Origin of the sequence: Arcticibacter pallidicorallinus (assembly GCF_003002875.1) — a bacterium.
Taxonomy (GTDB): domain Bacteria; phylum Bacteroidota; class Bacteroidia; order Sphingobacteriales; family Sphingobacteriaceae; genus Arcticibacter; species Arcticibacter pallidicorallinus.
On record NZ_PVTH01000014.1, the window covers coordinates 46768 to 73375 of the forward strand.

General features: G+C 45.4%; 23 protein-coding genes. 18 read left to right on the forward strand and 5 right to left on the reverse strand.

Annotated features, from left to right (window positions below; all coding sequences use genetic code 11):
- Positions 1–8: 8 nt before the first annotated feature.
- Genes B0I27_RS16470 through B0I27_RS16480 form a run of 3 tightly spaced genes read left to right on the forward strand, consistent with a single transcriptional unit; the run spans position 9 to position 2452 of the window.
- Positions 9–773: an SDR family NAD(P)-dependent oxidoreductase gene (locus tag B0I27_RS16470; protein ID WP_106295389.1), complete on the forward strand. Its 765-nt coding sequence runs from the start codon at positions 9–11 to the stop codon at positions 771–773.
- A 5-nt stretch (positions 774–778) separates the two neighbouring features.
- A complete protein-coding gene (locus B0I27_RS16475) occupies positions 779–1642 on the forward strand; it encodes a fumarylacetoacetate hydrolase family protein (RefSeq protein WP_106295391.1) in 864 nt (287 codons plus the stop codon).
- A gap of 21 nt (positions 1643–1663) precedes the next feature.
- Positions 1664–2452 (forward strand): SDR family oxidoreductase, encoded by a 789-nt coding sequence (locus tag B0I27_RS16480; RefSeq protein ID WP_106295393.1) that lies wholly within the window; start codon positions 1664–1666, stop codon positions 2450–2452.
- Positions 2453–2499: 47 nt separating this feature from the next.
- Here B0I27_RS16480 and B0I27_RS16485 read toward each other — a convergent pair whose 3' ends face one another.
- Entirely contained in the window at positions 2500–2829 is a 330-nt protein-coding gene (locus B0I27_RS16485) for a YtxH domain-containing protein (protein WP_106295395.1), read from the reverse strand.
- 143 nt (positions 2830–2972) lie between these two features.
- Between B0I27_RS16485 and B0I27_RS16490 the strand changes: the two genes are divergently transcribed.
- The 3 genes from B0I27_RS16490 to B0I27_RS16500 are packed head-to-tail and all read left to right on the forward strand — an operon-like array spanning position 2973 to position 5213.
- The gene (locus tag B0I27_RS16490; RefSeq protein ID WP_106295397.1) at positions 2973–3200 is read left to right on the forward strand and encodes a hypothetical protein; all 228 of its coding nucleotides are present in this window, start codon (positions 2973–2975) and stop codon (positions 3198–3200) included.
- A gap of 13 nt (positions 3201–3213) precedes the next feature.
- Positions 3214–3894: a response regulator transcription factor gene (locus tag B0I27_RS16495; RefSeq protein WP_106295399.1), complete on the forward strand. Its 681-nt coding sequence runs from the start codon at positions 3214–3216 to the stop codon at positions 3892–3894.
- Positions 3843–5213, forward strand: a complete 1371-nt coding sequence (locus B0I27_RS16500) for a sensor histidine kinase (RefSeq protein WP_245925540.1) — start codon at positions 3843–3845, stop codon at positions 5211–5213. Before B0I27_RS16495 ends, B0I27_RS16500 begins: the two co-directional genes overlap by 52 nt.
- Here B0I27_RS16500 and B0I27_RS17410 read toward each other — a convergent pair whose 3' ends face one another.
- The 3 genes from B0I27_RS17410 to B0I27_RS16510 form a co-directional block, all read right to left on the reverse strand.
- Entirely contained in the window at positions 5214–5630 is a 417-nt protein-coding gene (locus tag B0I27_RS17410) for a hypothetical protein (RefSeq protein ID WP_146133149.1), read from the reverse strand. It lies immediately after the preceding gene.
- Between the two features lie 66 nt (positions 5631–5696).
- On the reverse strand, positions 5697–7754 hold the full coding sequence (locus tag B0I27_RS16505) for a M3 family metallopeptidase (RefSeq protein WP_245925541.1): 2058 nt from the start codon (positions 7752–7754) through the stop codon (positions 5697–5699).
- Positions 7755–7912: 158 nt separating this feature from the next.
- Positions 7913–8713 (reverse strand): SDR family oxidoreductase, encoded by an 801-nt coding sequence (locus B0I27_RS16510; RefSeq protein ID WP_106295403.1) that lies wholly within the window; start codon positions 8711–8713, stop codon positions 7913–7915.
- 71 nt (positions 8714–8784) lie between these two features.
- Between B0I27_RS16510 and B0I27_RS16515 the strand changes: the two genes are divergently transcribed.
- Both B0I27_RS16515 and B0I27_RS16520 read left to right on the forward strand, forming a co-directional pair.
- The gene (locus tag B0I27_RS16515; RefSeq protein ID WP_106295405.1) at positions 8785–9402 is read left to right on the forward strand and encodes a thioredoxin family protein; all 618 of its coding nucleotides are present in this window, start codon (positions 8785–8787) and stop codon (positions 9400–9402) included.
- A 179-nt stretch (positions 9403–9581) separates the two neighbouring features.
- Complete coding sequence (locus B0I27_RS16520) at positions 9582–10091, forward strand: hypothetical protein (RefSeq protein WP_106295407.1); 510 nt, start codon at positions 9582–9584, stop codon at positions 10089–10091.
- 56 nt (positions 10092–10147) lie between these two features.
- Here B0I27_RS16520 and B0I27_RS16525 read toward each other — a convergent pair whose 3' ends face one another.
- Positions 10148–10597: a hypothetical protein gene (locus B0I27_RS16525; RefSeq protein WP_106295441.1), complete on the reverse strand. Its 450-nt coding sequence runs from the start codon at positions 10595–10597 to the stop codon at positions 10148–10150.
- Positions 10598–10836: 239 nt separating this feature from the next.
- Between B0I27_RS16525 and B0I27_RS16530 the strand changes: the two genes are divergently transcribed.
- The 10 genes from B0I27_RS16530 to B0I27_RS16575 all read left to right on the forward strand — a co-directional run bounded on the left by B0I27_RS16530 (position 10837) and on the right by B0I27_RS16575 (position 26600).
- Complete coding sequence (locus tag B0I27_RS16530; RefSeq protein ID WP_106295409.1) at positions 10837–11211, forward strand: RNA recognition motif domain-containing protein; 375 nt, start codon at positions 10837–10839, stop codon at positions 11209–11211.
- A 131-nt stretch (positions 11212–11342) separates the two neighbouring features.
- Positions 11343–11903, forward strand: coding sequence for a type 1 glutamine amidotransferase domain-containing protein (locus tag B0I27_RS16535; RefSeq protein ID WP_106295411.1), 561 nt, complete (start codon positions 11343–11345; stop codon positions 11901–11903).
- A gap of 258 nt (positions 11904–12161) precedes the next feature.
- Entirely contained in the window at positions 12162–13589 is a 1428-nt protein-coding gene (locus tag B0I27_RS16540; RefSeq protein ID WP_106295413.1) for an alanine/glycine:cation symporter family protein, read from the forward strand.
- A gap of 443 nt (positions 13590–14032) precedes the next feature.
- On the forward strand, positions 14033–17305 hold the full coding sequence (locus B0I27_RS16545; protein WP_106295415.1) for a SusC/RagA family TonB-linked outer membrane protein: 3273 nt from the start codon (positions 14033–14035) through the stop codon (positions 17303–17305).
- Between the two features lie 13 nt (positions 17306–17318).
- Positions 17319–19199, forward strand: coding sequence for a RagB/SusD family nutrient uptake outer membrane protein (locus B0I27_RS16550; RefSeq protein WP_106295417.1), 1881 nt, complete (start codon positions 17319–17321; stop codon positions 19197–19199).
- A gap of 7 nt (positions 19200–19206) precedes the next feature.
- A complete protein-coding gene (locus B0I27_RS16555; protein WP_106295419.1) occupies positions 19207–19890 on the forward strand; it encodes a DUF3823 domain-containing protein in 684 nt (227 codons plus the stop codon).
- A gap of 179 nt (positions 19891–20069) precedes the next feature.
- A complete protein-coding gene (locus B0I27_RS16560; RefSeq protein WP_106295421.1) occupies positions 20070–21620 on the forward strand; it encodes an alpha-N-arabinofuranosidase in 1551 nt (516 codons plus the stop codon).
- Positions 21621–21636: 16 nt separating this feature from the next.
- Positions 21637–23616, forward strand: a complete 1980-nt coding sequence (locus B0I27_RS16565) for an alpha-L-arabinofuranosidase C-terminal domain-containing protein (protein WP_219905033.1) — start codon at positions 21637–21639, stop codon at positions 23614–23616.
- 5 nt (positions 23617–23621) lie between these two features.
- Positions 23622–24641: an arabinan endo-1,5-alpha-L-arabinosidase gene (locus tag B0I27_RS16570; protein WP_106295425.1), complete on the forward strand. Its 1020-nt coding sequence runs from the start codon at positions 23622–23624 to the stop codon at positions 24639–24641.
- A gap of 21 nt (positions 24642–24662) precedes the next feature.
- A complete protein-coding gene (locus B0I27_RS16575) occupies positions 24663–26600 on the forward strand; it encodes a glycoside hydrolase family 97 protein (protein ID WP_106295427.1) in 1938 nt (645 codons plus the stop codon).
- The last annotated feature ends 8 nt before the right edge of the window (positions 26601–26608 follow it).

The window sequence follows — 26608 nt, forward strand, 5'->3', positions numbered from 1 at the left end:
TTGATAAAATGTTCAGTTTAAAGAATAAACATGCCGTTATTACTGGCGGTGGAAGCGGTATCGGAAAAGCAATAGCGCAGGTTTTTGCGAAACAAGGTGCATTCGTGCACATCATTGAACTTAATGAAGAGTCCGGAAAACAAGTCACAGAAGAGATTCAGGCCCTGGGAGGGCAGGCTAAGTCCTATGGACTCAATGTCGTTAATCAAAGCGAGGTCATCGCAACTTTTCAAGCTATTGGTAGAATCGACGTGCTTGTCAACAATGCCGGTATCGCACATATAGGAAACGTCGAAAACTGCCCGGAGGATGATTTCGAACGAGTCTTCCAGGTAAACGTCAAAGGGGCCTATAATTGCATATATGCCGCTGCACCATCGATGAAAGCCAATGGCGGAGGCTGCATGTTACATATGGCTTCTATCGCTTCGGCGGTGGGAATAGCCGATCGCTTCGCTTATTCCATGAGTAAAGGAGCCATCCATGCAATGAGTATGTCTGTTGCGAGAGATTATCTAACTGACAATATTCGCAGCAACACCATATCTCCAGCTCGCGTGCACACACCATTTGTAGATGGCTTTATATCGAAGAATTATCCCGGGAAGGAATCGGAGATGTTTGAAAAGTTATCTGCTAGTCAGCCTATCGGAAGAATGGCAGAGCCTGAGGAGATTGCCAATCTGGCTTTATACCTGTGTTCGGATGAAGCAGGTTTCATTACCGGAAATGACTACCACATAGACGGAGGATTTATAAAACTAAACAACTAAGAAAAATGAAATTAATCAGATTCGGAGAACCCGGAAAAGAGAAAACCGGAGTAATTATAAACGATGTTAAATACGATACCTCAGCATTTGGAGGCGACTACGATGAGAACTTTTTCGAGAGCGACGGTCTTAACAGACTCAAGGCTTTCCTGAAAGAGAATGAAGGAAAATTAAACGTAGTTCCAGATTCTGAAAGACTGGGAGCGCCTACAGCCAGGCCATCGAAGATCGTTTGTATTGGATTAAACTATGCTGATCATGCAAAAGAAACGAACGCAGCACTTCCGTCAGAGCCCATCTTGTTTATGAAAGCCAGCACCTCATTTGCGGGTCCTAATGATGACATAATTATTCCGAGAAACTCAGAAAAGACAGATTGGGAAGTTGAGTTATCGGTGGTAATTGGAAAAAAAGCCTCATACGTAGAAGAAGCTGAAGCGGAGCAGTACATAGCTGGCTATGCTCTTCATAATGACGTTTCTGAGCGGGCTTTTCAGCTTGAGCGTAATGGAACCTGGGATAAAGGAAAAGGCTGCGATACATTTGCACCTACAGGCCCATATCTGGCCACACCCGATGAGATAGATGATGTAAATAATCTGCGTTTATGGCTGAAGGTAAATGGCGAAATGATGCAGGACGGTACTACAGCCAATCTCATTTTTAAAATCCCTTTCCTGATCTCCTATGTTAGCCAGTTTATGACCTTGCTTCCGGGGGATATCATCTCTACAGGTACGCCTGCCGGAGTAGGCTTAGGCTTTACTCCGCCGGTATTCTTAAAGCATGGCGATGTCGTAGAGCTTGGAATTGACGGATTGGGTGTCTCAAAGCAGACCGTCAAGGCATACGAAGCTTCCAAAGCATAAAACCATTTAACCAACCAATATATGGATCTGAAATTAAAGGATAAGGTAGTCATTGTTACAGGAGGAGCCAGAGGTATAGGCAAAGGTATCTCCCTCGCGTTAGCGCGCGAGGGGGCAATACCTGCCATCGTGAGCAGAACGGCGTCTGAAAGTTTGAAGACTATAGCAGAAATAGAAGAGGCAGGAGGAACCGCTTTTCAAATTGAAACCGATCTGAAGGATCCGGAGGCATGTAAGAGGGCCGTTAATGCCGCTTACGCTGTTTACGGGCGAATAGATGGTCTTGTCAACAACGCCGGTGAAAACGACGGCGTTGGACTGGAGCACGGCGACTTCGACTCATTCATCTCTTCTTTGCATAAAAATCTGATCCATTACTATATGATGGCCCATTACGCCGTTCCGTATTTGAAAGAGACGCAGGGATCTATTCTGAATATCAGCTCAAAGACTGCCGACACGGGACAAGGGGGCACCTCCGGATATGCCGCCTCTAACGGTGGAAGAAATGCTCTGACAAGAGAATGGGCAGTTGAATTGCTTAAGTATAATGTCAGGGTTAACGCGATTGTAATCGCTGAATGCTGGACTCCTCTTTACGAGCGCTGGATTCAGACGGTAGAAGATCCGGAAAAGGCCCTTAAATCCATAGTAGCCAATATTCCTCTAGGTCAGCGAATGACTACGCTGGAGGAAATAGGTAATGCCTCTGCATTTTTACTTTCTCCCTTGTCGAGTCATACGACAGGCCAGATAACGTACGTCGACGGAGGCTATGTGCATCTCGACAGAGCATTGCTGAACGCATAAAAAAAACCCGGACTAAAATAAATAGCCCGGGTTTCTTATATTAAAACTTAAATAGCTCCTTCTACAGCATCATTTGCGTCGTTCGTCGCTTTCGTGTATTTGTCTTTTGCTTTATCTAAAGCATCGGTTGCGGAGTGTTTCAACTCATCAGCTTTTACAGATAGTGAATCCTTGGCTGTCTGTACTTTATCTTTAACTGTACTTGCCAGGTCTTTCGCCTTGTCGGAGATCTGAGTTCTTGTCTCAGAACCGCTGTCTGGCGCAAAAAGTATTCCTATTGCAGCACCAACCGCCACTCCTGCCAACAGGGCCGCGATAATTTTAGCTGAATCGTTATTGTCAGATAGACATCCGTTTAGATAATTTTTATAGTTCATGACGTGTTTTCTTTTGTTATATGACTAACATCTTTGTACTCATTGTGTTTACAAAAATTTTATTTAAATAGTTTGTGAGCTTCAAACGGATCATTAATCCAGAAAATATACGTATTTAACTAAAAATTGATGAACTTTGCATCGTGATTAGACACAGCAATAAACGGATCATTTACCTTTTACTCGTTACCTTCCTACTGAGCTATCTGCCTGGTGCTAAGGCTTCAGCGTTGCAAGACAGAAGAGGAGGAGGCAAAGGCAGGACTGAACGAACGCAGAAAGGCGGTAGCTCGGGGAAACCGGTCAAAGAAGTTCCGAAGTCCCGAAAGCAAGATAAGCCTGAACCGGTAAAAGGTAAAGGTCGCCGATAAAACTTACAAGGATTTGAAGGTATTATTAGTAGAGGACGAAAAAACCCTGGCTTTTGAAATAGAGCTGTTCCTGAAAAAATCATTTTATTTATGTGATATGGCACATACTGCACAATCATCCCTGCAGTATCTGTCAGCCAATCAGTATGATTTCATCCTGCTGGACCTGGGTCTTCCCGATATGGACGGATTAAAGCTGCTGCTTGAAGCGAAGAAGCTCAATCCTGAAGCCGCATACATCATCCTTACTGCACGCGGAAAAACAGAAGACCGGATAGCGGGACTGGATCTTGGAGCGGATGACTACTTACCTAAACCTTTCTCCCTGCCAGAATTGCATTCCAGGATGCAGGCCATTGCCCGCAGAAAATACCGCCTAAACAATTCCGAAGTATCTATCGGAGAGTTTGTCGTGGATATTCAAAAGAGGATCATACGTCATCACGAAACAGAGATCGAGCTATCGAGGAAAGAATTCGATTTACTGAGCTATCTTCTTCTTCACAAAAACCGTCCCCTCACGCGGATGCAGTTAAGCGAGCATATCTGGGGCAATTTTATCGAAGATGATAACGAATCGAATTATATAGATGTGCACGTGAAGAACGTTCGCAAAAAGCTTGGTGCCTTTGCCAGCACCGAATGGCTGGAAACAATAAGGGGCGTAGGTTACAAAATAAGAAAACAGGCGTGAAGCTGCTCAATAAATTAACCCTCTCCATCACCTTATCCAAGTTGGGTATCGTCTTGCTGTTCATTATTATCTTACCTTTTATCGTCGAGAGGGTTGCGTCAGAATACACCAATTATCATCTCAGGAACCAAAAAGAGGCGGTGATGAAGTCGATTGCATGGAACGGCGTTAACTATTATCTCGAAGGCGACGATAGCTACGGAAGCTACACCATGCTGAAAGAGGAGTATATATCTCTCGAAGCTTCACCCGATATTCGATTGGATACTATTGAAACCACCAGACGCCTTGTTGAGCGGGATACTTTGGTCTACAGGGTTCTAAGCTATACCTTTCAGGAAAAAGGCAAAACCTACCTGCTGGAGGTAGGTAAAAAATTAACCTCAATAAACGAATACAACAGGCCCCTGCAGCGTATTGCGCTATATGTCTTGATCGGACTCATTATTCTATCTTCCATAATCGACTTGTTGTATACTCGCTACCTGCTCCGCCCCCTGCAGCTCATTATCAAATCTAAACTCTTAAAACAATCTTTCCCATTTAAGGAAACAGCTAAACCGGTACAAACCACTACGGCCGACTTTAAATATCTGGATAGTTCACTTATCAGCCTTATGGATCAGATCAGAGAGGCTTTTGAGAAAGAAAGGGAGTTTACTGCAAATGCTTCACATGAGCTGATGACGCCTATCAGTATCCTCAAAAGCAAGATTGAGAATATGATAATCCAGGAAGATGCCAGCGAGGATAATTTGCAGAGGCTAACAGAACTGATGACTACCGTGAGCCGTCTTAGCAGAATCGTCAACTCTCTTCTAATGATATCAAGAATCGAGAATGACCAATACCTCATGAAGGAAGAAGTTGATGTGAAGGAATTGGTACTTGAGGTCGTGACAGAACTCGAAGATAGGATACAGGGAAGCGAAATACAGATAGATCTTAGCTTAAAAGAATCATTTATCTTTCAACCCTCCAATAAAGATCTTTTATTTCAATTGATCTACAACTTGCTCAATAATGCAATAAAGTACAATGTCCCAAAGGGATCCATCCGTATTACGGACAGATACTCCCCGGAACATCGTTATGAACTGATGATTAGCGATACCGGTATAGGTATCTCATCAGCTGATATCCCCCTGATTTTTAACCGATTTAAAAAAGTGCATGTTCAGCGGTCCTCAGGGGGCTACGGTCTCGGGTTAGCAATCAGCAAGACTATTGCCGATTACCACCATATCGAGATCGGAGTGGAGTCAGAGCCGGATAAGGGAACAACCTTTACATTGCTGTTCCCGGTTTCCAAAGCCTGATTATCTATGGTTCCCATGGCCACGCCCACGTCCGTTACCTCTTCCGTGATTGGCTTTATGATGTTTTGGTTGGCGGTGGTCCCTCTTATAATAAGAATGCCTTGACCGCTCAGAGCGCGAGTACCTGTCTCTGTAATAATGATGTCTCAAGTAGGGTCTTGGCTCATGAACCTCGATATGCCGTACATTATAGACGTTGTAATTTCTGTATCTGCCAGGCAGATGTGACCGGTGTACCCAGCGTCCTCTATCCTGATAATAGTAGACCCGTTCGGTTGTATGGTAGTAGGCACCTACATCCGGCATGTAGTAATAGGCTGGTTGTCCTATGTTAACATTTACACTAACCTGTGCTTTTACAGTTCCTGCTGTGATCAGTGTAAATAGAATGGCGAGAGTTAATGTTATCTTTTTCATGTTGCGCTTGCTTTTAATCAAAGAACAAGCAGCAACATGAAAATTAGATGAATTTTGGAGTTTATTTTAAATTGGCTTCTTATCTGGTTGAATATCAAGGCCTCTTTTTTTCAATAAGGCTTTAATACCTGGCTCAGCTCCTCTGAATCTCTTGTACAATACCATCGGATCTTCGGTTCCTCCCTTTTCAAGTACATTCTTTCTGAAGCTCATTGCTTTCTCCTGATTAAACAAATCCCCGGTTTCTTTAAAAGCAGAGAATGCATCAGTATCAAGAACGCCTGACCAGATATAGCTATAGTATCCGGCCGAATATCCGCCCGCAAAAATATGGCTGAAATAGGTGCTTTTATAACGCGGAATAATCTCGTCATTAAGCCCAACCTTTTTCATTGATGCAGCTTCAAATGTTCCGATGTTGTCCTTCAGCTCGCTTGTCTGTGTATGATAATCAAGATCCAGTAAAGAGGCAGCCAGATATTCTGTCGTAGCAAAACCCTGGTCAAAAGTTCCTGCATTCTGCAGTTTTTTAATCAGCGCATCCGGAATTACCTCATTTGTTTTGTAATGCTTTGCGAACATCTTTAATACTTCCGGTTCAGCAGCCCAGTTTTCCATGATCTGAGAAGGCAACTCCACAAAATCACGGGATACCGATGTTCCTGCCAAGCTTTCGTAGTTTACGTTTGAAAGCAAACCGTGAAGTGCATGTCCGAATTCGTGAAAGAAGGTTGTTACCTCGTCAAAAGTCAGCAACGCTGGTGCATCACCCGTAGGTTTGGAAAAATTGCATACAATCGAAATAACCGGAGCGATACGCTTTCCTTTTTCCATTTTCTGCGAGCTGTAGGATGTCATCCATGCACCGCCACGTTTAGAAGCTCTTGGAAAGAAATCAGTATATAAAACTCCTACAAGTTTGCCGTCTGCTTCTGTCACCTCGTAAGCTGCTACTTCTGCATGATATTTAGGGATGTTGGTTATTTCTTTAAACTGCAAGCCATATAACTTGTTCGTCACGGTGAATACCCCTTCACGTACCTTTTCAAGACTGAAATACGGCTTTAATTCCTGCTCGTCCAGATCGAAACGTTCCTTACGCACTTTCTCGGCATAATATCTCCAGTCATAAGGCGCAAGCTTGAATTTCTCACCTGATGCGTCAATCATTTTCTGAATATCGAATGCTTCGCGCTCTGCAACACTTAATGCAGGCTTCCAAAGCTGATTCAGTAGTTTATAAGCATTTTCCGGAGTCTTAGCCATAGTCTCCTCCAATGCATAGCTGGCATGGTCTTTATATCCAAGAAGCTGTGCCTTTTCTCTACGGAGGTTAACAATCGATTTGACAACTTCTTTATTATCAAAATTATTGTTCTGATCACCTCTTAGCGTATAAGCTTCCCAGATTTGCTTTCTCAGTTCACGCTTATCTGCATACTGAAGAAAGGGCATTACACTGGGGTTCTGCAAGGTGAAAATCCACTTTCCTTCTTGTCCCTTAGTTTTAGCCTCTTCCGCTGCTGCGGAAATTAATTCAGCTGGCAGACCTGTCAGATCTTCTTTCTTGTCGACTACCAACAGGTAATTGTTGGTCTCTGCCAATAAATTCTGACCGAATTTCAAACTTAAGAGCGATAGTTCGGAATTGATCTTTCTAAGCTTGGCTTTGTCTGTATCGTTCAGGTTAGCTCCGCTGCGGACAAAAGATTTGTGAGTTTTCTCCAGAAGCTTGGCCTGCTCAGAATTCAGCTTCAGCGATGCTCTGTTATCCCATAGATTTTTTACTCTCGCAAATAATTTTTGATTAAGGGTAATATTGTCGCTATGCGCTGCCATCTCCGGAGAGATTTCGCGCGCTATATTCTGAATCTCTTCGTTGGTGTTAGCGGAGTTCAGGTTATAGAATACTGAGCTCACGCGACTTAATAAGGCTCCCGCCTTATCCATCGCCACGATGGTATTCTCGAAGGTTGGCTTGGATGAGCTGTTTGCAATCGCATTAATTTCCGCTTGGTGCTGCTTGATCCCCTCAAGCAAGGCCGGTTTAAAATGTTCGTTCTTTATCAGATCAAAGGGCGGAACCTGATGAGGGGTAGTATATGCTTTAAAAAACGGATTCATAGCGTTTGTTTGACTGAATGCATATTGACTGGTAAATAAGCCAAATGCAAGCGTTGCAGTTAAAATTTTAGTTTTGTTTATCATACAATATTTAATATCTCCACAAAAGTAATTAGCTTTTTACGGATTTCTCGAATTTGTACCGTTGATATTACTATTTATTCCAAGATATTACATCTAAAATAGTAATCAAGCAGATTTGGTACATTCACACTCTCTATTATTTTCCAGCTAAGCAATTCATCGTGGAATTTAGGAGCTGTATACGCTGATGCCAGAGCGGCTTTAGAATAAAATGATTGTTTTTGGGGATGTTGCGGAGCCACGGCATGGAAGACATGACCAAATGCCCGGCGCTGTAAAATCGTCAGCGTTATTCCCAAACAGTCATCCAAATGAATCAGATTAACGGGCGCCTGCCCATTAGGGATATCGGTTTTTCCGGCAAAAAATCTTCCCGGGTCACGGCCGGGGCCGATTAAACCCGCAAAGCGTATGATAGTCGTAGTGAACCTGGCGCAGTCTTGCAAGCATAATTCCGCGGCAAGAATTGCCTTACCCGAAGCCGTTTCAGGGGAGGGAAGGTCATGCTCATAAAGAACTCTGCCGCCGTCCGAGAAAACGGACGTCGAGCTAATAAAAAGCACCTGTTTTACAGGGCTTCTCTTCAAACGCTCTGCTAGCCGCCTGATTTTACCTTCATAATCATCCCCGCTGCCTGATCTCAGCTTCGGAGGAACCCCAAGAACCAAAATCTCACTATTGAAGAAATCGCCGGCATCTTCATCCTGATCCAGACTGAAGAGGCAAGGTTCTATACCCGCCGATTGTAGATCTGCTAACTTGCCCGCTGTAGTGGTAGACCCTTTCACCTGATGCCCCAAATCCACAAGCTGTTTTGCGAGAGGATAACCAAACCAGCCGCAGCCGAGAACACTCACTGTATATCGTTTCGTCATATCATTGGAACGTTTTTTCAAATTTAGAGATTACTAGTCCGCAATAACTAAGTTTGTTCAAAAGAATTAAAATGGGGTTCAAGTATACACACAGCCTGATAGATCAGGGATTTACCTATGCTGCATACAGGAAAAAGATTGCAGACCAGCTTGCCGAACAGGATTCAGCTCAAGAGAGCGTTCGCAAATTGTTAAAGTACACCGATAAGAATGAAGTCAGGATGGCTTCGATCGATAAAAGCCTGAATCTTATCCCGGAGGTACAGCATACATTCGGGAATGCTAAACCAGTGACATGGCTCGTCCTTACTGAAGGCTGGTGTGGCGATGCCGCAAGTAGTGTACCGATTATAGCGGCGATAGCGGCACAATTTCCAGAGAAGATAAACCTGCGCTTTTACTTCCGGGATGAAAATCCTGAGTTAATGGATGCGCACTTGACGAACGGGGGGAAATCCATCCCAAAGCTAATTGTGTTGGATGAGTCTTTGCGATTCCTGGCCAGCTGGGGACCAAGACCTCAGGTTCTCCAGGATCAGATGGATATTTGGAAAGCCGAATATGAGAACGACTTCAGCGGGCTCATCAGAAGGGTGAATGCCTGGTATGACGAGGATCGTGGGGTGTCGATCCAGAAGGAGATTGCTAATATGATGGACGATCTGTCCGCCGGACAACAGCCTGTATAACTCTGCCAACATATTATTAATTTATAGACAATCACGCTTTGGCATTCTTACACGGATTAACTTCTAGGAAAGTGCTAATTATGAATGTCTTCCGGTAAGGCACATATCAAGCTATTGACAGGATTGCTAGTTTGGCATGCAAATTGTCCTGAATGGACTGCATACATTAATTTAAAAATATGAAAAAGTCATTTAAACTATTTACAGCGGCAGCTTTTGCTTTAGGCACTTTATTATTTTCGACAAATTCAAATGCACAGGATTCTGAAGCCTGGAGATTAGGTGTAGGATTAAACGCAGGAGTGGCTACAGATGATCCTTATGGCTTAGTGCTAGGAGGAGACTTGAAATTGCAGAAAGACTTTGTCGGTCCAGTATCTGCCACGTTAACGACTGGTTATACCAATTTCTTTGCTAAAGATGATTTCAATGGCGTATCTGATTTAGGTATAATTCCGTTGAAAGCAGGTGTTAAAGTTTTCGTAACCCCAAATTTTTACGTAGGTGGTGAAGTAGGTGCCGGATTCGGTACAAATGACGGAGCTGAAACATCTTTCGTATGGGCACCAGCTATTGGTTGGGGATTTGGTAATGGTCTTGATCTTGGTGTAAGATATGAAGACTATACAAAATACAACACAAGTCAGGTTGCTCTGCGTGTAGCTTACGGATTTAACCTGAGCAAATAATCATTTCCAGGACACAGATGAAGAGGTGGTTCAGACTAAAGCTGAGTCACCTCTTCTTATTTTACCAACTCAGCATCCATCAAAAACAACTCCGACCGATAGTCTCCGGTCTCGTTTAATACTAGCTTTCCCTTGATCTTAACAGGTTTGTCACTATAACGTATCGGTTTTTTCGAATGCACCTCGATCATCGCGGGGATATCGCCCTCCCCACAAAATTGACATTGATCCGTGGGTAAAACAGAAAGCATAAATAAAGAATGGTTCATGCCCGCTTTTACCGGTATAATATAACCAGGAAATTCCAAAACCTTATTTTCAAGAGCTTTCAATGCAGCAGGGAAGGATGCAGCCCATACTTTTTTACTGTTCAGCTTATAAGTACGGTCGCCAATCAATTCCCATGTCTTTGTCATCAGCGGTATGTCACCAACATGTTGAGATTTAGCGGCAGAGGAGAGCAGGATAAATAGCGTCACCGACACGATTCTTTTTAACGTATTCATAGAGGATTCTTTCATCTTAAGACCGCAAAGGTAGCTAATCCCTACTGTTGAAAGCGCTGTTTCAACAGTGTTTTGTAAAAGAATAACCTTTTAGGTTAAGCTGAATAATATAACGGCGCTTCGGGCGTTTTTTCATTAATTTTATATTATTTTTGAAAAAGTATCATTAATTGTAACAATCATTATTGTTATTCAGTATAAACGAGACTAGACCCCATCATCGCATACACACATAAGTAATGGTTAAGTTATTTGCAGGCGGATTTCCCCGCGATTTAGAAGAAATAGAATTAAAGGACATCTTCGAGCAATTTGGAACAGTTGATTCTGTTAATATTGTCAGAGACAAACACACAGGTATAAGCAGAAGGTTTGGTTTTGTAAATATGCCCAATGAAGAGGAAGCCAGCATTGCACTTCAAAGTTTACATGAAGCAAGTATCGACCAGGACGTCATTAGCGTAACATACGCAGATGACCGAAAGAAAGAAAAGCCTGCACCTGCAAAACCAGCGGCCAGAAAGATTGAATACAAGGCGAGGCCTAAGGTCTATCAAAAGGTAACCAGACCCGGTGAGCGGGTTGGCGGTAAAAGACCAAGAAAAAGAATTTAACAGAAAGCCATCCTCCGGGATGGCTTTCTTTGCTTAGTATCATATCATATCTCAATGAATTTAAACATTATGATGGTAGCGCTGTAATTATAGGTGCAGTTCATTACCAACTAATACCAAATGAAAGACATATGAAAACACTGAGTAATCGTCAGATCGCTATTCTAACAGAGAATGGCTTCGAAGAGGTCGAACTGACCAGCCCCATGCAGGCGTTAAAAGATGCCGGCGCAACCGTCCATATTGTATCTCCTCAAAAAGAGAAGGTAAAAGCTATGAAAGATCATGAGTGGTCAATTGAAGTCCCTGTAGATAAACATGTTTCAGAAGTAAATGCAGGCGACTATGACGGCCTTGTTTTACCTGGAGGGGTATTTAATCCCGATCAGTTGAGGATGAGCGATCAGGCTATCCGTTTTATAGGTGAATTTTTTGAAGCTGGAAAACCCGTCGCAGCGATATGCCATGGCCCTCAGGTGCTGATCTCCGCGAATGTAGTCCGCGGTAGGGATATAACTTCGTATCCATCTATCAAAACAGATCTCATTAATGCAGGTGCTAACTGGCTTAATCATGAAGTTGTGGTCGACAACGGATTAGTGACGAGCCGCACACCCGAGGATCTTCCAGCCTTCAATAAGAAGATGTGCGAAGAATTTGCTGAAGGCATCCACGAAGGGCAAAAGTCCTGAGATAATAGATTAGGATAAGGTATTTTTAGATCTTATCATTGATATCCAATAGAGGCAGCATCCCGAAATGCTGCCTTTTGCGTAAATTCCTAACGCATAGCACCTTTTTCTGGTGGTCCTGGTCTGACGAGCTCAGATTATCAACGTTTATAAAACTTTTTTACTAAAAATCTGGATAATTGCTCCGATTTTTGATGATATTTTCTTTTCTTTAAAGAGAAAAGGGCATCCAATACTCCTTTCCCTCTTAAAGAACATATGAACGAACTTATTAATAACATCAACAGCATTGTCTGGAGTGATGCACTTATCATCCTATGTCTCGGTGCAGGAGTTTACTTTTCTGTCATAACACGTTTTCTGCAAGTCAGATATTTGCGTGATATGGTGGGCCTGTTGTTTAACGGACAGGCATCAGATAAAGGTGTAAGCTCCTTTCAGGCCTTCACTATGGCAATAGCCGGTAGGGTTGGAACGGGAAATATTACGGGAGTTGCTACAGCAATTGCTATGGGAGGTCCCGGTGCCGTCTTCTGGATGTGGACAATCGCTTTTCTAGGAAGTGCCTCAGCTTTTATCGAAGCCACACTGGGACAGATCTACAAACAAGTGAAAGATGGTCAGTACAGGGGTGGACCTGCTTTCTATATTGAAAAAGGTCTGGGAGTAAAGTGGTATGCCGCCGTTTTTGCGGTAGCTACTATCCTGAGTACAGCGCTGTTGCTGCCTGGGGTGCAAAGTAATAGTATCGCAACCAGTATGGACAATGCTTTTCATATTTCACCGACCATAACGGGGGCGGGAGTAGCAATACTGCTTGCCTTGATTATTTGCGGTGGTGTCAGAAGGATCGGCAAATTCGCTGAAGTTGTCGTTCCTTTCATGGCAGCTGCGTATATCCTCATGGCAGTAGTTATCATATGCATGAATATTACAGCGGTGCCGGCCATGTTCGGACTGATATTTCGCTCTGCATTCGATCTGGAACCGGCATTCGCAGGAATTTTCGGACTTGCCGTTTCATGGGGCGTTAAGCGCGGAATCTACTCCAATGAGGCCGGACAGGGAACCGCACCACATGCTGCTGCTGCCGCTGAAGTCACACATCCTGTAAAGCAAGGTCTCGTCCAGGGTTTTTCCGTCTACGTAGACACCCTTTTTGTATGTACTGCTACTGCGTTCATGATCCTCTTCACCGGACAATACAATGTCGTTAATCCCGAAGGTGGTTTCCTCGCAGAGAATATGCCGGGGGTGCCCATTGGTCCCGAATTCACCCAGCGCGCCGTTAATGTTTATTTTCCCACCCTTGGAGCCGGCTTTGTAGCGATCTCGCTCTTCTTCTTCGCCTTTACGACCATCATCGCCTATTACTATATTGCAGAAACAAACCTAAGTTATCTGGATAAAAAGGAAAAGGGCAAATGGGTAGTGTGGGTATTACGTATCGTGATTGTCTTTGCAGTTTTTTACGGTTCGATACGCACAGCAGAGATAGCCTGGGCGGTAGGCGATATAGGGGTCGGCATCATGGCATGGCTCAACATTATCGCTATATTTCTCTTGCGTAAGCCTGCAATACTCGCCCTTAAAGACTATGCCGCACAAAAGAAGCTCGGAATTGATCCTGTTTTTAGTGCTAAAAAGCTCGGGATCAAGAATGCCGACGAATGGGATAAGAATTAATCACCTTTGCGTCAGCTCCTCTGAGCGAGGGTAATTTGATACGAAATGTAGAAATTATGAAACGCAGTTTTTAATTTCTTAAGATGTTATTACTTCTATTTGTAAGGTAATAACATCTTAAGAAATTAAAACCATCCTATGGCTTTTCCAACTTGATATTTTGCATACATCTTATTTTTTTGAGCAAGAATAAGTGCTCTTGTAACTGATTAATATTTAGTATATTAGTTTATAACTACCAATTGTAAAACCAAATTCTAAAAGCCTATGGCAATCATTCCGTCCTGGTTTATTGTGGCACTCTTCCCTGTAAAATAGTAAAGCTCAATCAATTTAACTACCCCCTAAGAAATCAACCAATATGAGTTAATATCAAGCTGTTCACATTTTAAAAATTAACCAATTCTCAAAATGTACAAACTCCAAACTAATCAAAAGAACCTATGCAAAAAAAATTACTAAGGATATGCCGGCTTGCTGGCATCCGTGTTATGGGTGAACATTGGTACCCAAAACTGCAATCGAAATTATCACTGATGATGACGTTCTATCTTCTGTCATCAGCGGCATTTGCTCAAACCAATGTATCGGGACGAGTGACCGATGAGAGCAATCAACCCCTTATCGGTGTAACCGTAACCGTTAAGAACGTCAAAGGCGGCACGCAAACCGATGCCAACGGACGATATATCCTAAGCGTACCCAACGCATCTTCGGTTCTCCAGTTCCGTTATATCGGATATGAGAACAAGGAAGTCACAGTCGGAACTCAAACAATGATCAACGTTCAGATGGCGGCCTCAGCAGGCGAGGCGCTGGAAGAGGTTGTTGTGGTAGCTTACGGTACGCAAAAGAAAGCAACGATATCCGGTGCCATCAGCAACATTCAGGCAGCAGACATCGTGCGTACACCAGCAGTTGCTGCAACAAGTGCCCTGGTTGGTAAGATCCCCGGTGTAACGGCCCGCACAACTGACGCCCGTCCAGGCAACGGAGCGAGTCTTCAGATCCGTAACCTGGGTAACCCGCTGTACGTAATCGACGGCGTGGCTTATAGCACCAGTAACGGTACAGATGGCTTCGGTTATAATACAGGAATCTCCGGCGTTAACGCCTTTAATCAGTTAGGAATAGACGATATAGAAAGTATCACTGTTTTAAAAGATGCATCAGCTTCTATCTACGGTTTGGCGGCAGGAAACGGTGTCGTACTCGTGACTACCAAAAAGGGAAGAAAGGGCGATAAACCAACTTTAGGAGTTTCAGGATATTATGGTCTGCAGAATTTCACCCGCTTCCCCAGACCTGGAAATGCGGGACAGTATGTTCGCGGACGTCTGGAGTCAGAACAGAACCTCGGACGTAATCCCGCTGATCTTTACTCGCCGGAAGAACTGGCGAAGTGGGAAGCTGGCACGGAGCCTGGATATCAGAACAACGATTACTACGATTTTATAGTTCGTCCTAATGTTCCGCAGTATTATGTTACAGCAAACGCTTCAGGCGGAACCGAAAACTCCACATATTATTTGTCTTTAGGTCACCTGAACCAGGATGCCACAATAAAAGACTTCAATTTCAATAGAACCAACCTGCAGGCCAATATCTCCAGTACCATACTGAAAGGCCTTACCGTCGGAGCTCAGATCAGTGGAAGAATTGAAGACCGCCATAACGTAGGTGTGCCCGGACTGGATGACTTTTTTAACCCGCTGCTCAGTATCGGCAGTATGTGGCCTACCGAAACACCTTATGCTAATAACAACCCGGCCTATATCAACCAAACTCACAACGTAAATGTTAACCCGGCAACCTATCGGGATGACGTAACGGGTTATATTGATAACATCACCAGAGGAGGCAGCGCCAAGTTTAACGCACAATATGACTTTGGATTCGGACTATCCGCAAAGGGTCTGTATTCATACGACTATAGTAACGAAGACTTCGAGGGATTTGAGTATACCTATCCTGCGTATATTTATGATCCGGCTACAGACACCTACAACGATAGGGCCCCTAATGGCGCGCTGTATGGAAACCAGAACCCCTGGAGAGAGAGACATAAGAGGAACGTGATAGCAAAATTCGCTCAGTTCCAGCTGAACTACAGCAAGCAGATCAAGGAGCATTCTCTCGCAGCGCTGGTTGCATTCGAGCGTAAAGAAGCAACCAACGATTATCTGGCCCTGCATTCTGTACCTCCAAATAACATTATTCCCACTCAGGTCTTTGCTGACCTCGACTACATCGGCGATACCCACTATGAAGAAGCATTTGAAGGGTATGCCATGCGTCTTAATTACGATTATAAAAAGAAATACTTATTAGAAGCGGTAGCAAGATACGACGGGTCGTTCCTGTATAATTCAGGAAAGCGGTTTGGTTTCTTCCCCGGAGTCTCCGTAGGCTGGCGCCTTTCTGAAGAAGACTTCTTCAAGAAGATCTTCAAAGAAAGTGTGAATGATTTTAAGCTTAGACTATCTTATGGTGAAACCGGTACTTCTCTTCAGGACGGAGGCGGAAACTACTATTCTCCGTCACCTTTTGCTTACCTGGGGGGATATAATGTAAATGCAGGTAATGCAGTTTTTGACGGTACTTTTTACAATGGAGTAGCACCAAGAGGCTTACCGACAACCAACATTTCCTGGCTAACCAATGAAATGACTAACATCGGTATTGACTTTACCGTGTTTAGAAAGTTCAGCGGTCAGTTTGATGTGTTCAGACGCAAGCGTTCAGGATTTCCCGCAGCAAGATATGATGTCGTTCTGCCCGTGGAGGTTGGCTATGGACTGCCAGAAGAAAACCTAAATTCGGATATTACTCAGGGTTTAGATGGTTTTATCACCTACAACAGTAAAGTTGGTCAGGTAGAATTCTCAATCGGTGGTAATGCTACACTCGGAAGAACCAAAGATGATTACATCTATAAACCGCGTTTCGGGAATTCATACGATGAGTATAGAGGTAACCGTACGGGCCGTTGGCAGAATGTTAATTGGGGGCATCATATTGTTGGGAGATTTCAGTCCGAACAGGAGATTAATGATCACCCCGTCAATATTGACGGGCAAGGGAATAGCACTTTGCTGCCGGGTGATCTCATCTATGAAGACTTAAATGGAGACGGAATTATCAACGGAATGGACATTAAGCCCATAGGCTATGCTGAAGGCACTCTGCCATATTTTAATTATGGCGTAAACGGAAGGGTAAGCTACAAAGGATTCTCTCTGGCATTTGATTTCATGGGAGCCGGTATGCAGACCTATTTCAGGGACTGGGAACTGAAATATCCATTCCAGAATAATGGAAATTCGCCTGCATATATGCTTGAAGACAGATGGCACAGGGCGGATCCGTACGATCCAAACAGCGCATGGGTATCGGGTACTTATCCGGCTTTAAGAAAGGATAACACAGGTCTTTCAATTTTTAGAAGTCCCCTGAGCGGTAGCACTCGCAACGATTTCTGGACTACCAATATCAATTATTTCCGGTTGAAAAACCTCGAGTTAGGCTATACATTTCCAAAAGCGCTTATTCAAAGAGTGAATATCTCTGCTTTGAGGATTTATGTAAACGGCTCCAACCTGTTCTCTTTTGATAATGTGAAAGACTATGAAATCGATCCCGAAATCTCAGCCACTAATGGACTGATCTATCCGCAGCAGAAGATCTATACGTTTGGCTTTAATCTAACCCTTTAAGACCATTACGATTATGAAAAATATATCAAAATACTTGGCTCTCTGCCTGGTGCTCACACTAAGTATAGCTTCATGTAAGAAAGATTATCTGGAGAGAGAGCCTACAACCATAGTAACCGACGAGCAACTTTGGAAAGATCCAAAACTTATTGTCGGCCTTTTAGCCAACTATTACAACCGTCTTCCTACAGACATGGGCCTCAACGACCAGGGAGGTTCTCAATGGAGAAATATGGCAGATTATGACGACGGGATGTGGTCCGGGAGTTCCAATGACGAGTGGCGAAATAACATTGTATCTTACGACAGGGCGCGTTGGAGACTCTATGACTATGGTTTTGTCAGGGATCTCAATCTCGCGATCGAAAACGTAGATAAGTTCGGTGCCGCTACTTTAAACGAGGCCCAGAGAACACAGCTTAAAGCGGAGTTCAGGTTTATACGTGCCTATCTCTATTTTGAAATGGTTAAGAGAATGGGAGGTGTCCCTCTTATAACAACGCAGTTGCTCTACGATTTCAGCGGCGATCCTACCTATCTGCAGCAGCCTCGCGCCAAGGAGGCCGAAGTTTACGACTTCATAGCGGCAGAACTGGATGCAATAAAGAATGATATAGGAAACGGTGGCAGCACTGGTCGTGCTAACAGGTACACTTGTATGGCGCTTAAAAGCCGCGCGATGCTTTATGCAGGAACCATTGCAAAATACAACGCGTTGCTGACCCCAAATGTTGTTACCCCCGGTGGCGAAGTAGGTATTCCCGCAGCAAGAGCTGCGGAGTATCTGCAGAAATCACTGGATGCTTCTAAAGAGGTAATTGCCGGTCCTTATTCATTATATAAAAACAACCCGAATCTCGGCGAGAATTTCTATGAGGCGATCGTAAAAAAGACGAATAATCCGGAAGTGATCTTCGTTAGAGACTTTTTAAGTTCTAAGGCAAAGAAACACTTTTTCACTTATGAAAACATCGCGAGAGGCATCCGTGAAGATAACCTGAGTTCTTCGAGTATTGTTCCCTCATTAAACCTCGTGGAGAACTACGAATATCTGGACGGCAGTCCGGGCGTTTTAAGGACCCGAAACGCAGCCAATACCGATTATATCTACTACAATAACACAACAGAGATTTTCGCCAACAAAGATGCTCGTCTTTACGGAACGGTTATTTATCCGGGAGCTCCTTTCCGTGGATTGACTGTTGACATGCAGGCAGGGGTGATGAGATGGGATGCCAATTCTGGTACTTACCAGACCATCGAAGGACCGGATCTTGGTACCAATTATTCAGATGGAAAGCCGCTGATCGCTGCTTCAGGTCCTCATCGTTCCATTCAGGAGGTGTCTAATACTGGTTTTTACCTGCGTAAGTACGTGGATGCTAACGGTGGAGCTTCAACACGCGGGATTCAGAGCGATGTTTGGTGGGTATGGTTCCGCCTGGGAGAGATCTATTTGAATGCAGCGGAAGCAGCATTTGAACTCGGATTTACCGGCGATGCACTGACCTATGCGAATGCAATCCGTGAAAGGGCTGGTTTCCCGGCAAATAGTCTTACTCCAGCAACCCTTACCATAGAGAAGATAAGGAACGACAGAAGAAACGAGCTGGCTTTTGAGGATCACCGTGTATGGGATCTCAAGCGCTGGAGACAAGCAGACAAGGTTTGGAACGGAAATGCCAACAATCCTGAAGATGTCGTGTATGCCTTGTATCCTTATCGGGTTGTACGCCCCGGTGATCCCGCCCGCGACGGAAAGTATGTATTTGTTAAGATGCGTGCACCCAAATTCGGAGCGCCGCGTTTCTTTCAAATCTTCAATTACTACTCCTCCATTGATCAAGGGGTAATTAACAGTAATCCTAAAATTGTTCCTAATCCATTTAACTAGTCAGACAATGAAAATTAAGCCATATTTATATATCCTATTGTTCACAGTGGCGGTAGGTAGCATAGGATGCGCGAAAGATAATTACGACGAACCGCAATCTATGCTCTCGGGAAGAGTTGTTTATGAAGGCCAGCCAATCGGTTTGAGGTCTAACGGTGTGCAACTGGAGCTGTGGCAGCGTGGCTACGCCTTCTTTTCGAAAATTCCTGTATATGTTAACCAGGATGGATCTTTTTCGGCGCGCTTGTTTGATGGAAATTACAAGCTGACACGCCAGAATGGTGTAGGGCCCTGGATCAATAACACCGATTCGATAGATGTCCAGGTCAGGGGCAATACCGTTGTGGATGTTCCGGTCACACCTTATACTTTCGTAAGAAGTGCAACTTATCAACGTAACGGAACAACGATCACAGCGACCGCCAACCTTCAAACGGTAAGTACAGCCAATCCGCTTGAATCCGTCAGATTGTATGTTTTCAGAACGGCATTGGTAGACGACGTCAATCAGAATGCGATAACGGTAACACAGGCATCTGCCATACCCAATGCTGCTCAGCCGGTAGTCATGAACGTCACCGTTCCTGCAGCCCTGGCCGGGCTTGATGCGGTTTACGTCCGTGTCGGGGTAAAGACCGCCGGAGTTAGCGAACTGGCCTATTCTCCGGCTGAGAAGATTGCCCTCAGATGATTGCGCTAACAAACCAGATATTGCAGATTTACTGCTGCTATATCTGGTTTGCCCTTATAATTAATTGTTTACTTGACGCTTCTACAATTTTATTTACCTTAGTCTGGCTAACTAACAAAATTTATGAAACCAAATCGCCCTGCCTTACTCGTTGAAGTTCCGGGTCCAATCAAATTCCAATGAAAAAAACCTCACTATCACTGCTAATCGCCTTTCTGGGCGTAAATCTGAGCGTAAATGCACAGACCGCTGTGACGATCGATGTCAACACAGCGAATGCGAAAACTGTTATCAGTAAAGACATCTACGGTCACTTTTCCGAGCACCTTGGTCGTTGTATCTACGACGGATTCTGGGTTGACCCCGCACTGAATGTCCCGAAAAAAGACCGTATCCGCCTCGATATCGTCGATGCTCTTAAAAAGATTAAAGTTCCCAATCTGCGCTGGCCGGGAGGCTGTTTCGCTGATGAATACCATTGGCGCGACGGTATAGGTCCACGCGAACAGCGTCCTAAAATGGTAAATACCAACTGGGGCGGAGTGGTTGAAGACAACAGCTTCGGTACACATGAATTCCTGGAGCTTTGCGCACTGCTCGAATGTGAGCCTTACATCGCCGGAAACGTCGGTAGTGGAACGGTAGAAGAAATGGCCAAATGGGTAGAATACCTGAATTTTGACGGTATAAGTCCAATGGCTAATCTCAGAAAAGAAAACGGCAGAGAAAAACCATGGAAGGTTGCCTTCTGGGGTGTGGGTAATGAAAGCTGGGGCTGCGGTGGTAACATGACTCCGGAGTATTATGCTGACCTGTACAAAAGATACGCTACCTATGCACGTGACTATCCGGGTGCGCCACTGAAGAAAATTGTCAGCGGAGCAAACTCATGGGACTTAAACTGGACGGAAGTACTCATGAAAAACATTCCGATCCGCGATATGTGGGGCGTTTCTCTGCATTACTACACCCTGCCTACAGGCAACTGGTCTAAGAAAGGTTCTGCTACTGTATTCGACGAGAAGGAATATTTCCAGACGATGAAAAACGGACTGGCGATGGACAGCCTGGTCAGGAAGCACTCGGAAGTGATGGATAAATACGATCCTCAGAAGAAAGTTGCTCTTGTTGTTGACGAATGGGGAGTATGGACCGACGTAGAGCCTGGAACAAACCCCGGCTTCCTGTACCAGCAGAATTCCATGCGCGATGCGCTGATCGCTGGAGCGACGTTGAATATCTTCAATAATCACGCTGAGCGTGTAAAAGTGGCCAGTCTTGCTCAGACGGTTAATGTTCTGCAGGCGCTGATCCTGACCGAAAAGGAAAAAATGCTGCTTACACCTACCTACCATGTATTCGACTTGTATAAAGTTCACATGGATGCCAAGCTGATTCCTCTTAACTTCAAGAGTCCAGATTATGTAGTAGATGGAGACAAAATCCCTGCAGTGAACGCTTCCGCTTCCATCGATTCAAATGGAGTAGTGCATATCACCCTGGTAAACCTGGATCCGAAGAAAAAGATCAGCATCAATACGGCCCTGAACGGCCTGAAATGGTCTGGCGTAACCGGACGTATCGTTACATCTCCTAAATTCAATGACTACAATTCCTTCGATAACCCTAATAAAATCGTAGCTGCCCAGTTCAAAGGCGCTAAAAAGAACGGCAACCAGCTAAGAGCAGAACTTCCTCCGCTGTCGGTTGTCGAGTTAACCCTGAAATAGCATCAATATGATTTCAATGGCAAATAAACGTACAGGACTGCTCGCTTTTGCGGCAGTCCTTGCCACCTGTGCCGCGACTACCGGGCATGCACAGGCTCCTAAAGTCTTCACGATCAAGGCAAACGAAATAAAAGCAGAGGTGGCGCCTACTATGTGGGGGTTGTTTTTCGAAGACATCAACCAGGGTGCAGACGGCGGTCTTTACGCCGAACTGGTAAAGAACAGGTCTTTCGAGTTTGACGTTGCCGGGATGGGCTGGAAAGAGATTAAAAATAAGGATACAGATGGAAGTGCCCTCTATCAGAACCGTGGCAACGCTAATCCTGCCAATAGGCGGTATGTTCAGCTAAAATCTGCATCCGGCAGGTACGGTCTTGCCAATGAAGGATTTAAAGGTATGGGTATCAAGCAGGGCATGCAATACGACTTCTCGGTTCTTGCCCGACAGCACGAAGGCAGCTCAGGCAGTCTCCTTGTGGAACTGGTGGATGAGAAGGGCACAGTGATTGGTTCCACCTCGGTGAAGCCCGGCAGTACAGACTGGGTAAAATATAACGCATCTTTCGTAGCAAACGCAACTGTCCCCAAAGCCAGCCTTAACGTCGTGCTGACCGGAAAAAGTGGCATGGATCTCGACATGATTTCCCTGTTCCCGAAAGATACCTGGAAGGGTAGGAAGGGCGGTCTGCGTGCCGACATGGTACAGTTGCTGGCCGATATGAAACCCGGATTCTTTCGGTTTCCCGGAGGATGTATCGTTGAAGGACGTACCCTCGACGAACGTTTCCAATGGAAAAAGACCATTGGAAACCCTGAAGACCGCGAGTTGATCATTAACCGCTGGAACGTGGAGTTCAAACACCGACTTTCACCGGATTATTTCCAGTCCTTCGGTCTTGGCTTCTTTGAGTATTTCCAGCTTTGTGAAGATATCGGAGCTTCTCCATTGCCTATTCTGAACGCAGGGATGGCCTGTCAGTTCAATACGGCTGAGGTAGTCCCCCTGGACGAGTTGCAACCTTATATTCAGGATGCCCTGGATCTGGTTGAATTCGCTAACGGGCCTGCTACATCCCCATGGGGTAAGAAACGTGCCGAAATGGGGCATCCTGAACCTTTTCATATGACCATGATCGGCGTAGGTAACGAAAACTGGGGCCCGCAATATATCGAACGGCTGAAGGTATTCACCAAAGCGATCAATGACAAATACCCCGAAATCAAGATCGTCAACAGCTCGGGTACTGATCCAAGCGGCGACCGTTTCGACTATCTGGATAAAGAGCTGAGAGCCATGAACGTCGATATTATCGATGAGCACTACTATCGTGCACCGCAGTGGTTCCTCGAGAACGCTGGTCGTTATGACAACTACGATCGCAAGGGACCAAAGGTATTTGCCGGCGAATATGCTGCTCAAAGTGTGCGTATAGCAAGTCCTGATAACAAGAACAACTGGCACTGCGCCATGTCAGAAGCCGCCTTCATGACCGGTCTGGAGCGTAACGCCGATGTCGTGGTGATGGCGTCTTATGCACCTCTTTTCGCACATGCGGAAGGCTGGCAGTGGACACCTGACCTGATCTGGGTAGACAACCTCCGCTCTTATGGAACAGCGAACTATCAGGTGCAGAAGCTTTTTTCTTTAAACAAAGGCACCCACGTTATCCCGGTACTGTTGGATAATAAGGCAGTGACCGGACAGGATGGATACTATGCATCCGCTACTATAGACCGCAAAACCAACGAGCTGATTCTCAAAGTTGTTAATTCAACCGGCAAGCGGCAAAGCGGTGCTTTCGTGATCGACGGAGCAAAAAAGGTGCAGGCTAAAGGTTCGCTTACCGTCATCAGCAGTACCAACCTGGAAGCTGTAAACTCATTCGAAGCACCTGATACCATCAGTCCTAAGGTCTCTTCAATATCTATAAAAAACAAACGCATCAATCTCGATCTGAACCCGTACTCTGTCAATATGGTGAAAGTGAAAATCTAAATATCATGAAGAAGCAGATCCTGATGCTGTTCATCTATCTCGTTTCAAGTCTCGCCCTGAGAGGGCAGGGGCTTGAAACGGATATTTCAGTCCACGACCCCGTCATGATCAAAGAAGGTAACCGGTATTACCTGTTCTGTACCGGAAGGGGTATAGCGGTATGGTCATCTGCCGACATGAAGAACTGGAAGAAAGAAAAACAGGTCTTCGAAGAAGCACCTCCCTGGGCAGTGGCAGCAGTGCCCGGTTTCAAAAACCACATCTGGGCCCCCGATATCAGCTTCTGGAACGGCCAATATTACCTGTACTACTCCATTTCAGCCTTCGGGAAGAATACCTCCGCGATCGGCCTCGCAGTAAACAGAACACTCGATCCCGAAAGTCCCGATTATAAGTGGACAGACAAAGGAAAAGTCATCCAGTCGTATCCCGGTATAACAAACTGGAACGCCATAGACCCCAACCTCATCACCGACAAAAAGAACAATCCATACCTTTCCTTTGGTTCTTTCTGGGATGGTCTTAAGCTGATAAGATTAAGTGACGACCGCCTGAAAGTTCTGGGTGATACCATCAATCTGCAAACCATAGCCAGCAGAAAGACAAATCCCAGGCAACAGGCTAACCCTCCGGCGGTAGATAATAATCCGCCCGATGCCGGCGGTAACGCCATAGAAGCTCCCTTTATTTTCAAGAAAAATCAGTACTATTACTTGTTCGCTTCCATTGATTACTGTTGCAAAGGATCAAACAGCACATACAAGATGATTGTAGGCCGTTCCGGCAAGGTAAGCGGACCATATCTGGACAAAGAGGGACGCGATATGAAGACAGCCGGAGGAACGCTTCTGATGGCCGGTAACGACGAGTGGCACGGCGTAGGACATAACGCTGTTTGTCATTTCGATGGTGCCGACTACCTGATTTATCACGGCTACGATGCAAAGGATAACGGCAGGCCGAAACTGCAGATCAAAACACTGCAATGGGACAAGCAGGGCTGGCCTTCCGTGCAGAGCAAATAATGATTGAATAACCTATTTGTCATGATAAAAAACCTACAGAAGCTCAGTTTCTTCCTGTGGCTTGTTGCCGGATCATCAGCCGCAGCACAGGTTAAGAGTTATAAGATAACGAGTCCCAATGAGCGGATTACGGCCACGTTTACGCTCAATGCCAATGGAGAACCAAGTTATACGATTTCGCGTAACCAAGTGCAGGCGCTTGAGTCTTCTAAACTCGGCCTCGTCAGAACCGACGGCGACTATTCCCGAAACCTCAAGTTGGTATCGGCATCCCGACTCGAAGGGATAGCCGGACAATATGAAACGCTCGTCGGTAAGCGCCGTGTCAACAGATACTCAGCTAACCAGCAAGTCTTCCATCTCAGCAACTCCGCAGGCAAAGCCCTCGATATCATATTCCGGGTATCGAATGATGGCGTAGCATTCAGGTATTACTTCCCCGGTCAGTCGACCGATCTGAAGCAAATTACCAACGAGCTTACTTCCTTCAACTTTCCTGAAAGAGCCAGAGGTTGGCTGCAGCCGATGGCTGATGCGCAGACAGGCTGGGAGCGGTCCAACCCCTCTTACGAAGAAAACTATGAGCAGGGTATTCCTGTCGGCAAGAAGTCGCCTATCCGCGCAGGCTGGGTATTCCCGGCGCTTTTTCAGAATGGCGATACCTGGGTGCTCATTACTGAATCGGCCTCCGAAGGTAACTATGCAGGCACGCGGCTGAAGCCCGACTCACCTTCAGGTGAATATAGTATCGGTTTCCCTCAGTCGCCCGAAGTGTTTGCTCCTCAGGCTGCTTTGTTGCCAGAGTCCAAGCTCCCCTGGTACACCCCATGGCGCATCATTGCCCTGGGTAGCCTCAAGACCATCACAGAATCCACGCTGGGCACAGATCTGGCGAAACCTGCGCTGGAAACGGATCTCTCCTATATCAAACCCGGAAAGGCTGCCTGGAGTTGGGTGCTCATGAAAGACGACTCCACGGTCTATCACGTGCAGAAGCGTTTTGTTGACTATGCTGCCGACATGAACTGGGAGTACTGTCTGGTAGATGCCGAATGGGATAAGCGTATCGGTTATGAGAAGATCGCTGAGCTGTCCGATTATGCTCAGTCAAAAAAGGTAGGGCTCATTCTCTGGTACAACTCAGCCGGTGCCTGGAACAGCACTCCTTACACGCCACGCAATCTGATGTTGACGCGGGAAAGTCGCCGCGCAGAATTTGCGAGGCTTCAGAAGATGGGCATCAAGGGAGTCAAGATCGATTTCTTCGGCGGAGACGGTCAATCCTTCATGCAATACTACCAGGATATTCTCAAAGACGCAGCCGACCACAAGATCCTGGTGAATTTCCACGGTGCAACCTTGCCCCGGGGTCTACAGCATACTTACCCCAACCTGATGACCATGGAGTCGGTCAAAGGAATGGAATTCCGCACCTTTGCCCAGGAAACAGAAGATATGCAGCCGGCGCACTGCACCACCATCCCGTTCACCCGGAATGTGTTTGACCCAATGGATTACACCCCAATGGTACTCCATAAGATCCCGAATATCAAACGTAAAACCAGCAATGGTTTTGAGCTGGCGCTACCCATATTGTTTACTTCAGGAATTCAGCATATGGCAGAAACGCCTGAAGGTATGGCTCATGTACCCGAATACGTAAAGCAGCACCTGAGGAACCTTCCTTCTACATGGGACGATGTCCGCTTCATAGATGGCTTCCCGGGCAAGCGTGCGGTGATCGCACGGAAGTCCGGAAATAAGTGGTATGTCGCCGGCATCAACGGAGAGCGTACTGAGAAAGAGCTGACCCTCGATCTTTCCTTCATCCCCGGTAAAGGAAAGATGATAACAGACGGCCGGGAGGAGTTCTCCTTTGCGCAGGCAGAGGTTCTTCCCTCACGCACCACAAGCGTGAAGGTCAAAGGAGCAGGCGGCTTCGTTATGGTATTTGAATAGTAGAATCG

What these genes read in the sequence shown, in the direction of transcription:
- B0I27_RS16470 (WP_106295389.1), top strand. Translation starts at nt 9, where the DNA reads ATGTTCAGTTTAAAGAATAAACATGCCGTTATTACTGGCGGTGGAAGC.
- B0I27_RS16475 (WP_106295391.1), top strand. Translation starts at nt 779, where the DNA reads ATGAAATTAATCAGATTCGGAGAACCCGGAAAAGAGAAAACCGGAGTA.
- B0I27_RS16480 (WP_106295393.1), top strand. Translation starts at nt 1,664, where the DNA reads ATGGATCTGAAATTAAAGGATAAGGTAGTCATTGTTACAGGAGGAGCC.
- B0I27_RS16485 (WP_106295395.1), bottom strand. Translation starts at nt 2,829, where the DNA reads ATGAACTATAAAAATTATCTAAACGGATGTCTATCTGACAATAACGAT.
- B0I27_RS16500 (WP_245925540.1), top strand. Translation starts at nt 3,843, where the DNA reads ATGGCTGGAAACAATAAGGGGCGTAGGTTACAAAATAAGAAAACAGGC.
- B0I27_RS17410 (WP_146133149.1), bottom strand. Translation starts at nt 5,630, where the DNA reads ATGAAAAAGATAACATTAACTCTCGCCATTCTATTTACACTGATCACA.
- B0I27_RS16505 (WP_245925541.1), bottom strand. Translation starts at nt 7,754, where the DNA reads ATGAATCCGTTTTTTAAAGCATATACTACCCCTCATCAGGTTCCGCCC.
- B0I27_RS16510 (WP_106295403.1), bottom strand. Translation starts at nt 8,713, where the DNA reads ATGACGAAACGATATACAGTGAGTGTTCTCGGCTGCGGCTGGTTTGGT.
- B0I27_RS16515 (WP_106295405.1), top strand. Translation starts at nt 8,785, where the DNA reads ATGGGGTTCAAGTATACACACAGCCTGATAGATCAGGGATTTACCTAT.
- B0I27_RS16520 (WP_106295407.1), top strand. Translation starts at nt 9,582, where the DNA reads ATGAAAAAGTCATTTAAACTATTTACAGCGGCAGCTTTTGCTTTAGGC.
- B0I27_RS16525 (WP_106295441.1), bottom strand. Translation starts at nt 10,597, where the DNA reads ATGAATACGTTAAAAAGAATCGTGTCGGTGACGCTATTTATCCTGCTC.
- B0I27_RS16530 (WP_106295409.1), top strand. Translation starts at nt 10,837, where the DNA reads ATGGTTAAGTTATTTGCAGGCGGATTTCCCCGCGATTTAGAAGAAATA.
- B0I27_RS16535 (WP_106295411.1), top strand. Translation starts at nt 11,343, where the DNA reads ATGAAAACACTGAGTAATCGTCAGATCGCTATTCTAACAGAGAATGGC.
- B0I27_RS16540 (WP_106295413.1), top strand. Translation starts at nt 12,162, where the DNA reads ATGAACGAACTTATTAATAACATCAACAGCATTGTCTGGAGTGATGCA.
- B0I27_RS16545 (WP_106295415.1), top strand. Translation starts at nt 14,033, where the DNA reads ATGCAAAAAAAATTACTAAGGATATGCCGGCTTGCTGGCATCCGTGTT.
- B0I27_RS16550 (WP_106295417.1), top strand. Translation starts at nt 17,319, where the DNA reads ATGAAAAATATATCAAAATACTTGGCTCTCTGCCTGGTGCTCACACTA.
- B0I27_RS16555 (WP_106295419.1), top strand. Translation starts at nt 19,207, where the DNA reads ATGAAAATTAAGCCATATTTATATATCCTATTGTTCACAGTGGCGGTA.
- B0I27_RS16560 (WP_106295421.1), top strand. Translation starts at nt 20,070, where the DNA reads ATGAAAAAAACCTCACTATCACTGCTAATCGCCTTTCTGGGCGTAAAT.
- B0I27_RS16565 (WP_219905033.1), top strand. Translation starts at nt 21,637, where the DNA reads ATGGCAAATAAACGTACAGGACTGCTCGCTTTTGCGGCAGTCCTTGCC.
- B0I27_RS16570 (WP_106295425.1), top strand. Translation starts at nt 23,622, where the DNA reads ATGAAGAAGCAGATCCTGATGCTGTTCATCTATCTCGTTTCAAGTCTC.
- B0I27_RS16575 (WP_106295427.1), top strand. Translation starts at nt 24,663, where the DNA reads ATGATAAAAAACCTACAGAAGCTCAGTTTCTTCCTGTGGCTTGTTGCC.